The 8,800-nt window shown below is 73.1% G+C and carries 10 protein-coding genes; 7 read left to right on the forward strand and 3 right to left on the reverse strand.

Translation table 11 applies throughout. From position 1 onward, the window contains the following. Nucleotides 1-56 precede the first annotated feature (56 nt). Together AAHZ94_RS01980 and AAHZ94_RS01985 are read left to right on the forward strand one after the other, a co-directional pair. Nucleotides 57-860, forward strand: a complete 804-nt coding sequence (locus tag AAHZ94_RS01980; RefSeq protein WP_349990075.1) for an immunity 49 family protein — start codon at nt 57-59, stop codon at nt 858-860. 298 nt (nt 861-1,158) lie between these two features. After that, entirely contained in the window at nt 1,159-2,229 is a 1,071-nt protein-coding gene (locus AAHZ94_RS01985) for a hypothetical protein (RefSeq protein ID WP_349990076.1), read from the forward strand. On the opposite strand, the gene AAHZ94_RS01990 is transcribed toward AAHZ94_RS01985, so the two are convergent. Next, nucleotides 2,230-3,105 carry a class I SAM-dependent methyltransferase gene (locus tag AAHZ94_RS01990; protein WP_349990077.1) on the reverse strand — a complete coding sequence of 292 codons (876 nt, stop codon included), beginning with the start codon at nt 3,103-3,105 and terminating at the stop codon, nt 2,230-2,232. It abuts the gene before it with no gap. A gap of 82 nt (nt 3,106-3,187) precedes the next feature. Continuing rightward, a complete protein-coding gene (locus AAHZ94_RS01995; protein WP_349990078.1) occupies nt 3,188-3,868 on the reverse strand; it encodes an NAD(P)H-binding protein in 681 nt (226 codons plus the stop codon). A 383-nt stretch (nt 3,869-4,251) separates the two neighbouring features. Here AAHZ94_RS01995 and AAHZ94_RS02000 point away from each other — a divergent pair, with 383 nt between their 5' ends. The 3 genes from AAHZ94_RS02000 to AAHZ94_RS02010 all read left to right on the forward strand — a co-directional run bounded on the left by AAHZ94_RS02000 (nt 4,252) and on the right by AAHZ94_RS02010 (nt 6,349). After that, nucleotides 4,252-4,953, forward strand: coding sequence for an HhH-GPD-type base excision DNA repair protein (locus AAHZ94_RS02000; RefSeq protein ID WP_349990079.1), 702 nt, complete (start codon nt 4,252-4,254; stop codon nt 4,951-4,953). A 332-nt stretch (nt 4,954-5,285) separates the two neighbouring features. After that, complete coding sequence (locus AAHZ94_RS02005) at nt 5,286-5,582, forward strand: type II toxin-antitoxin system VapB family antitoxin (protein ID WP_349990080.1); 297 nt, start codon at nt 5,286-5,288, stop codon at nt 5,580-5,582. A 140-nt stretch (nt 5,583-5,722) separates the two neighbouring features. Next, entirely contained in the window at nt 5,723-6,349 is a 627-nt protein-coding gene (locus AAHZ94_RS02010; RefSeq protein ID WP_349990081.1) for a LytR C-terminal domain-containing protein, read from the forward strand. Between the two features lie 301 nt (nt 6,350-6,650). Here AAHZ94_RS02010 and upp read toward each other — a convergent pair whose 3' ends face one another. Then, nucleotides 6,651-7,286, reverse strand: coding sequence for a uracil phosphoribosyltransferase (gene upp, locus AAHZ94_RS02015; protein ID WP_349990082.1), 636 nt, complete (start codon nt 7,284-7,286; stop codon nt 6,651-6,653). Between the two features lie 158 nt (nt 7,287-7,444). On the opposite strand from upp, the gene AAHZ94_RS02020 reads away from it, so the two are divergent. Both AAHZ94_RS02020 and AAHZ94_RS02025 read left to right on the forward strand, forming a co-directional pair. Beyond that, nucleotides 7,445-7,630 (forward strand): hypothetical protein, encoded by a 186-nt coding sequence (locus AAHZ94_RS02020; protein ID WP_349990083.1) that lies wholly within the window; start codon nt 7,445-7,447, stop codon nt 7,628-7,630. A 449-nt stretch (nt 7,631-8,079) separates the two neighbouring features. Further along, the gene (locus AAHZ94_RS02025; RefSeq protein WP_349990084.1) at nt 8,080-8,622 is read left to right on the forward strand and encodes a tRNA adenosine deaminase-associated protein; all 543 of its coding nucleotides are present in this window, start codon (nt 8,080-8,082) and stop codon (nt 8,620-8,622) included. Nucleotides 8,623-8,800: the final 178 nt, after the last annotated feature.

The raw sequence follows: 8,800 nt of genomic DNA on the forward strand, positions 1-8,800 counted from the left end.
CTCGAATCACCCGATACGACCCACACCCCGGTGTCGATCGAACAGAAATAATCCGCATGGTAGAAGAAGAAGCCGCGGATGAGATCAAGACGCTAGAGAGATCAACTCGGACGTTCGGCCTCACGTTCAGCAGCCTTGAGAGCAGGGCGCACCTGCACCTTCTTTCCGACCCAGACGCAGAACGCGTGGAAACCTGGGAAGCCTGGATGCAGGCCGCCCAAGTAGGTTCTGCCCTCTTCGCCGCCGCCACCGCCGCTCCCGGTACCACCGTGTCCTGCCGCGTCGCCGAGGAGATGCGCACCATTCCGGCGACCGGACCGCAGCACTTCACCGATGCCGGTAACTGGTTGGCCGCCTTCTGGATGGCGATCACCTGCCGGGACCAGCCGCGGATGGACCAACTCTGTCAGGTGCCCATTTCACTGTTGCGGAAGTCGGGGGCGACCTACGACGAGTACATCTACGACTGGGTGGATTCGCTCCAGACGTACTGGACGGAACGGCCGGGGCTCAGTGAGAAGTTCGTCCGGGCGTCCAAGGGGGCCGATCCCGACGACGCGCCGATCGCCGGCCGTGAACTCATGCTGCGATTGCTCTATCCGCCGCTCAACCTGTTCTACCGCTTCCTTGAGCGAGACCATGCAGGGTTCAACGCGGCGCTCGTGCAAGCGCTTCAACTCCACAAGGCCTACTGGACGGCCAACGAAGAGCGCATGGAAACCACCGCCGACGCCGTCGCCCTCGGCCCGTTGGCCATCGCCTGTCTCGCCTACGACGCCGGGTTCCCCATCGACGTCGAGTCCGAATACCTTCCGTCGTGCATCCTCGACCGCAGTTGGGTTGGCGAGTTCGACATGTGACTTGGCGTTCCCGGGCGCTGCGTGCGCGTGCGCCGTGCCTGGGACGCCCGGCCCGGACCACACACCCTGCCGAACCCAGCAACCACACCCCCACCCCCCAACGTCTACGCTCTCGCTGACCAAAACCCACCCCACCACCCCACGCCCCGTAACCCACACCCACACCCACCCCGCAATCACACCCACACCCACACCCACACCCAACGTCCAGAGCCCAACACCCACATCACACCCACCAACCACCCACCACCCACCCACACACACAAGACCGCCGCGTGAGCGGCCACAGGGGGAGCCGGTGAGCGACGTCTGCTACGCCGAGAAGTCATGGAATCCGCTGGCCAGCACCGTGGAGCTGACGACGCTCACGTTGCGGGCCGAGGGGCGGCGCACTGCGCTTGCGCATCTGAATCTGGTGGCGATGGGCGAGGCGTTCCTGCGCGGGCAGTGGGTGGGGGGCGGTGGGTCCGAGCGGGTGCTCGGGGACGGGCCCGCGGGGGGGGGAGTGGTGCCCGTGGTGCGGGCCTCGGGGTCGGTGATGCTCGTGAAGGCACGGCGGGCGCGGGAGTTCGCGCAGGCGTTGGGGCAGCTCGCCGTGGCGCAGAGCGGCGGCGCCGAGGCCGTGGCCGCGCTCGCGGCGCAGGCACAGCACGACGGCGTGCCGCTGTGGATCGCCCGCCGCCAGTCGAGCGGCCCCACCGGCGAGATGATCACCGTCACCGTGGACCGCAGGCTGGTCCGGGCCGACGTGTGGGGCCCCGGCACGCCCGTGATCCGGCTGCGTGGCCCGTACGGGATGCCCGCCAGGCACCGGGACGCCGCGTCGATGCTGACCGTGACGATCGGCGAGCAGCCGGCCACGCTGTCCGTGACGCACAGTTGGCGCAAGTCGCAGCGGACCGTCTCGCTCCAGAGCGCGCAGGGTCACTGGGAGCTGCGCCGCCGCAACGGCCGGGCCTCGCGGCTGCTGCGCAACGGGCAGCTCGTGGCCGAGTTGAGCCGCGCCCAGGCGGCCGACCACCGCGGCCGGCCGCTGCTGCCGCTCGCGGACGTCTGGTACGAGAGCAGGGACCCGCTCGACGCGTTGGTGGCCCAGTTCTTCGCGATCGCCTTCGCGTTGGGTGACGGCACCGGTTCGATCCGGTTCGGCACCCGCCGCCCCGCGCCGAGCCCGGGCGAGCCCATCGCCTGGGAGCAACCCTGGTTCACCCACATCGGCGGCGGCAGCGAGGATTCGGGCGGCGGCTCCGACGGGGCGGACGGCTGGGGTGACGGCGGCGGCAACAGCGACGGGGGCGGTGGCGACGGCGGGGGCGGCGATGGTGGGGGCGATGGCGGAGGTGGCGACGGGGGCGGCGGCGGGGACTGATCAGACCCGCGCGACCAGCAGGTCCTCCCCGCTCGACGGGCGCAGCCCATCCGTACGGCCCGCGAAGTAGCGTTCGGCGTGCGAGGCACCCGCCACGTGCCGCACCTCGCCGAACCCGGCGCCGGTGGCCAGGTCGAGCATGTCCTGCGGGGCGTAGAAGCTGCGGAAGGGCGTGCCGGCCGCCGCCGCGCCCTGCTGGCTGCGACGCAGCCCCGGCTGGTCGTCCGCGGCGACCAGTTCGGGCGGCAGCAGGAAGGTCATGGCGAGCGTCGTACCGGCCGCGAGACCCGCGATCTCGCGCAGGGTGGCCGCGGTGACCTCCCTGGTGAGGTACATGCTGACGCCGGTGGAGACGACGACCGCCGGGCGCCCGGGGTCGAAGCCGGCGGCCGTGGCCTGCGCGAGCCAGGACCCGCCGGCGGCGAAGTCGACCGGCACCAGGTGCAGCCATGCGGGTACGCCGTAGCCGAGTTCGTCCAGCCGGTGCCGCTTCCAGGCGACCAGGCCCGGCTGGTCGATCTCGAACACCCGCAGCCGGGCGGCGACGCCCGCCCTGCGCTGCGCGAACGTGTCGAGCCCGGCGCCCAGGAGGACGTACTGGTCGACGCCGCGCGCGGCCTCCGCCACCACCAGTTCCTCGATGAACCGCGCCCGGGCCACGACCGCCGCCCGGAAGCCGCTGGTGGTCTGCGGGTCCATGTCCGGGCGCTGCCGCCAGCCGGCCGCGGGGTCGGCGAGCCGCAGCCCGACCTCGTCGACCAGTACGTGCGGCGGCGCGTCGTCGCTGACGTGCATCGCCCGCCACAGTGCGACCCGTACCGCCGTGTTGTCGGGCTCCTCCATCCGAACCGGCTGGTCCCCCTGCGTCGCCCCCATGGCGCCGCCTCCCTCTCTCGATCGGTGTGGGTCGCGCCGCGGGTGGTGGTGAGGGGCCGGCCGGTGACCGGCGCTCGGGCCGTCAGGCCGTCCCCACGCCGCCCGCGACGTGGTTGATGTCGCGGCTGCGCAGCACGCGTTCGCCACCGCCGTGCCGGGCGGCGACGGTGATCATCGCCTGGCCGAGCCGTTCGGTCGTGGTCACCTGGCCCGGCGCGACCCGGCGCAGGACCGGGTAGAGCCAGGAGGCCGCGGCGTACGCGGCGCGGTAGAGCGGCGTCTTGGAGCGTTCGCCGTGGACGGGGTGGATGTAGTTCGGGCGGAACAGGTACGCGTCCACGTCGAGCCCCAGCAGCGCGTTCTCGGTCTCGCCCTTCACCCGGGCCCACATGGCCCGGGACGTGCCGCTGCCGTCGGTGCCCTCGCCCGAGACGTAGGTGAAGGTCAGACCGGGGTTGCGGGCGGCGAGTTCGCGGGCCGCGGCCAGCGTGTAGTCGTACGTCACCCGCCGGTACTCCGCCTCGGTCCTGCCCGCGGCCGAGATGCCCAGGCACCAGAAGCAGGCGTCGACACCGGTCAACTCCTCGGCGATGGCCGACAAGTCGGTGAAGTCGCCGTGGATGACCTCGCGGAGCTTGGCGTGCCGCTGGCCGAGCGCGGTGCGGCCGACCGTACGGACGCCGGTCACCCGGTCGTCGAGCAGGCACTCGCGCAACACGCCCTGCCCGACCATCCCGGTCGCCCCGAAGATCACTACCTGCACCGCAGTCCGTCCCTCCGCCGTTCCCACCGGGCTCGCCGGCCCCATGGGGCTCGCTCGTCCCATCGGGCTCGCCGGCCCCGTCGGTCCCGCCGAGCCGGGCGGCGAGCACATCCGATCTTGCCCGGTGCCGGGCCGCCGCGCCACGGTCCGCGGTTCCTGCGTCCGGCGTACGGCCGGATCGGCGCTGGCGGGTGGCCGAACGGCCGGCGCGTACGAGGCCGGGCCCGGCCACCCCGTACGGCGCAGGGGCCCGGCGTGGCGCGCGGTCGCGCGGCGGGTGGGCCGGGATAAGGATGGTGCCACGTCCCCGTCCGGCAGCAGAGCAGGAGAGGAGGACGGGGCGCGGCGGACCACCGCCGCCCGGGCCCGCGCCCCGACCGCCCATGGCCACCAGCATCCGACTCGCCCAGGAACCCGCCGCCGACGCGCTGCTCAGCCGCAGCCCGCTGGCCACCATGATCGGCATGCTGCTCGACCAGCAGGTGCCGATGGAGTGGGCCTTCGCCGGCCCGTACACCATCGCCCAGCGGATGGGGGCCGACGACCTGGACGCGCACGAGATCGCCGCGCGGGACCCGGAGGAGTTCGCCGAACTGCTCGTCGCCAAGCCCGCCGTGCACCGCTACCCGGGCTCGATGGCCAAACGGGTGCAGCAGCTCTGCGCGTACCTGGTCGAGCACTACGACGGCGACCCGACGGCCCTGTGGCGCGACTGCGACGACGCGGGCGAGGTGCTGCGCCGGTTGAACGAGCTGCCGGGCTTCGGCAAGCAGAAGTCGCAGATCTTCCTGGCCCTGCTCGGCAAGCAACTCGGCGTGCGCCCCACCGGTTGGCGCGCGGCGGCCGGCGCGTACGGCGAGGCGGGCGCCTACCGTTCGGCCGCCGACATCACCGGCCCCGAAACCCTGGCCAAGGTCCGCGCGTACAAGCAGAACGCCAAGCGGGCGGCCCGCGCGGCGGCCGAACAGGACGGCGGGACGGGGAAGCCGGGCAAGGCGGGCGGCGGGGCGGGTGGCAAGGCCGCAGGCAAGGCGGGCGGTACGGCGCGCGGCAAGGCGGGTGGCGGGGGCTCGGGGAAGGCATAGGACGCGCCCCGCCCCACAGGGAGGAGCCCGCGTCGAGACGGGGCCGGCCCGCCCCGCAGCGAGCCCCCTCGCGGGGAGCAGCCGCCCCCGACGGGCCGCCCCGCCCCGCAGGGAGCCGCGACCTCCGCATCGGCTGGCCGGCGACCGCATGGGGTGGCCGTGTTGCCGGAGGACGGCATTCCGGAGGGGTGGGGGGCGGTGCTCGCGAGGGGTCGGAGCACCGCAACCCCTTACCCGTGCGCGCACTTCGGTCCCGATATGACGCTCTTTGCCGGTTCCGTACCACGTCCTCATGGCTGCGCCGGGTGCCGCGGGCCCGGTAGGCTTTCCGTGTGATCTTCACGCGCATCGGAAACGGGCGGCCGTACCCCGACCACGGCCGGGAAAGCACCCGCCAGTGGGCGGATGTGGCCCCACGCCCGGTACGCCTTGACCAGCTCGTCACCACCAAGCAGCAGCTCGATCTCGAAACGCTGCTCGCGGAGGACTCGACGTTCTACGGCGACCTGTTCGCCCACGTCGTCAAGTGGCAGGGCGACCTGTACCTGGAAGACGGTCTGCACCGCGCGGTGCGGGCCGCGCTGCAACAGCGCCAGGTGCTGCACGCCCGCGTGCTCGAACTGGGCTGATCCGGCCCGCCGTCGAGCCGCCGCGATCCCGCTGACAACGGGCTCGTGGGCCCGTACGAGCTGCGCCGATCGGGTTGGGCCGGGCTCGAACGGTTGATCATTTAGTAGGCATGAGCGGCGCCCCGGACTACGCTGCCGACATGAGCATGCTGACGCCCCCCGGCATGGGCGGAAAGTACCGCATCACGGGTGACCGATACCCCCGGATGCGCCGTCCCAAGAACCGCCATCGGATCGTATTCGCCGCCATCGGCTCAGCCCTCTCCCTCGGCCTCGTCGGCTGGGGGACGCTGCAACTCATCGACGTGTTCACGGGCGGCGGGGGCACCGCGCACGCCTCGGAGGACAAGCGGGCCTGCGCCGCGGAAGGCACCCCGAGCCCGTCGGCGAAGCCGCTGCCGAAACCGGCGGCCATCACGGTCAACGTGTACAACGCGACGACCCGCAGCGGCCTGGCCAAGGACACCGCCGACGCGCTGCGCAAGCGCGGCTTCAAGGTCGGCAAGGTGGGCAACGCGCCGAGCGCGTACGACAAGAAGGTCAAGGGCGCCGGCGTGCTGCTCGGTTCGAAGACCGCGTCGAACGGCGGGGCCGACGTCCTCGGCACGCATGTCGCCGGCGCCCAGACCAAGACCGACGCCCGCCGCGGCCACGACGTCGACCTGATCATCGGCGACGCCTACCGCAAGCTGACCGCCCCGCAGGACGCCACCCGCGCCCTGACCGCCCTGGCCCACCCGGCCCCGCGCCCGAACGCCGACTGCTGACCGTCCCGCACTCGCGCACGGCGCCGCTCAGCGCCGCACGGCGGGCGGGTGAGGCCGGGCGGGGGCGGGCCCGGCGTTCAAGCCCGCCTTGTGCCGTACGGGGCGTGCATGGCTGTGGGTATGGCGCTCGCGTCGTACGGAGCAGGTACGGGCGTGGGTACGGTGCTCGCGTCGTACGGGGCGGGCGCGGGTGTGGCCCGCCCGCCCCGCCGCATGGCGTACGGAGCGGGGCAGGCCCCTCAGCCCGCCCGGGCCACTCGGCCCGCCCAGCCCGCTCAGCCCCGGCAGTCTCGCGGTGCGATCAGCCCGCCGTGCCGTACATCCGGTCGCCCGCGTCGCCGAGGCCGGGGACGATGTAACCGCTTTCGTTCAGCCGCTCGTCCACGGACGCGGTGACCACCGTCACCGGCGAGCCCGCCAGCTCCCGCTCCATGACCGCCACCCCCTCCGGGGCCGCCAGCAGGCACAGGGCCGTCACGTCGTCGGCGCCGCGCTCCATGAGCTCGTTGATCGCCGCGACGAGCGTGCCGCCGGTCGCCAGCATCGGATCGAGCACGTACACCTGGCGGCCCGAGAGGTCGTCGGGCATCCGGGTGGCGTACGTCGACGCCTGGAGCGTCTCCTCGTTGCGGACCATGCCGAGGAAGCCGACCTCGGCGGTGGGCAGCAGCCGCACCATCCCGTCGAGCATGCCGAGACCGGCCCGCAGGATCGGCACCACCAGCGGGCGCGGGTGCGAGAGCCGCACCCCCGTCGTGGTGGTGACCGGGGTTTCGATCTCCACCTGCTCGGTGCGCACGTCACGGGTCGCCTCGTACGCGAGCAGGGTGACGAGTTCGTCGGCGAGCCGCCGGAAGGTCGGGCTGTCGGTGCGCTGGTCGCGCAACGTGGTGAGCTTGTGCGCGACCAGCGGGTGGTCGACGACGTGGATACGCATGGCAATGACATTAACGGAGGGGACGCGTGGCGACCGCGCCGTGTACGGCCGCTAGCAGTCTGTCGCCGCACTGGCATCAAACCACCGTTTCGGGGGAAAGTGGGCACGTACGCCCGGCCCGCCGCCCCGGCCGGGCCTCCGCCCCGAGGTGGTGCGTCATGTCCGACCCAGACGAACTCGGCGACCAGGCAACGCCGGAGGACGAGGCCGACCGACGCCGTCGGCGAGCCCAGTTCCTCCGCGAACTGAGCGAGGCACGGGAGCTGCGGGACCGCGTCCAACCGCGCCGCGCCCGCGCCGCCCGGATGCGCCAGGCGATGCGGATGCGCACCTTCCGCTGGTAGCGACGGACCGGCCCGCACCGGTACGCCACGCGCACACCACGCACCCGCACCCGCCCCGCACCGCGACGGGACAGGGCGGGGCGGGGCGGGGCGCCACGACACACCGCCCGCGCGGGTCACGTTTGACAGCCGGTGCGGGCTCCGGACAAGAGGGCCACGCGCGGTGGCCGCGCGGTTCGGCCGATTCGTTTCCGCGGCCCCGCGCCCACCCGCGGCCCGGACTCACGGCACCCCGGCTGAGCAGCGCGCGGGCCCGCTCCGAGCGCGCTCTCAGTGATCACGGAACTACCAAACGTACGTACGGATAACCGAGCGCTTCCAGCAGTGATCCGTCAGTGACATCGCGTCGGACAGCCGCACGACGCAGTCCCGAAGACCCCTCGCGGCGCGTAGGTTTCTGCCACGATTCCGATGGGACGGGGCGCGGCCCCGTCGGTCCCGGCACGCCTATGACCAGTGGGAGAGTCACGGTGTACTTCGCCGCACTGCTCGCGCGCACCGAAGACGGGTGGGAAGCGAGCGACACAGATCTGGATAACGTGGAGACCCTGGCCGACCTGGCCGACTTGGCCCGGGAGGCCGCTGTCGACGAGGACACGGTGCTCGTCTACATCGAGCAGGAAGAAGCGTGGTTCGGCCTCGTCCGGGTGGACGGCGAGGACGACCCGCGCACCTACGTCTCCGACGCGGCAGCCGCCGCCCGCAGCTCGTACGGCGCGATGCTCACGGACGAGCTGACGGACCGCGACGCGGAAGCCGATCTGGACCGGTTGGTCGACCTCGACGGCACGGAGGACGGTGAACCCGAGCTCGGCGACGATGACGACACCGACGCCTCGGGCGAGGCCGTTCCACCGGGCCCGCTGGGCGACGCCGAACTCGTCGCCGACCTCGGCATCAGCGCCAGGGAACTGCGCGCGCTGGGCGAGGACGCACTCAGCGAGATCGCGGACGCCCTCGGCTGTGGGGAGGTCCTGGAGGCAGTGCGCTGAGAACGCTGCCGGCACCCGCCCGCCCCCCCGCGGGCCCCCCGCGGGGGGGGGGCCCCCCCCGGGCGGGGGGGGGCGCCGGCCGCCGCCCCGCGGGCCCCCCCCGCGACCAGGCGACGCCGCAGTACGAGCTCACGCGGCGCGCCGACCTCGCGCGGCGACCACGTCCACCGCAGCGTGA

This window comes from Streptomyces sp. HSW2009 (genome assembly GCF_040240285.1).
GTDB lineage: Bacteria > Actinomycetota > Actinomycetes > Streptomycetales > Streptomycetaceae > Streptomyces.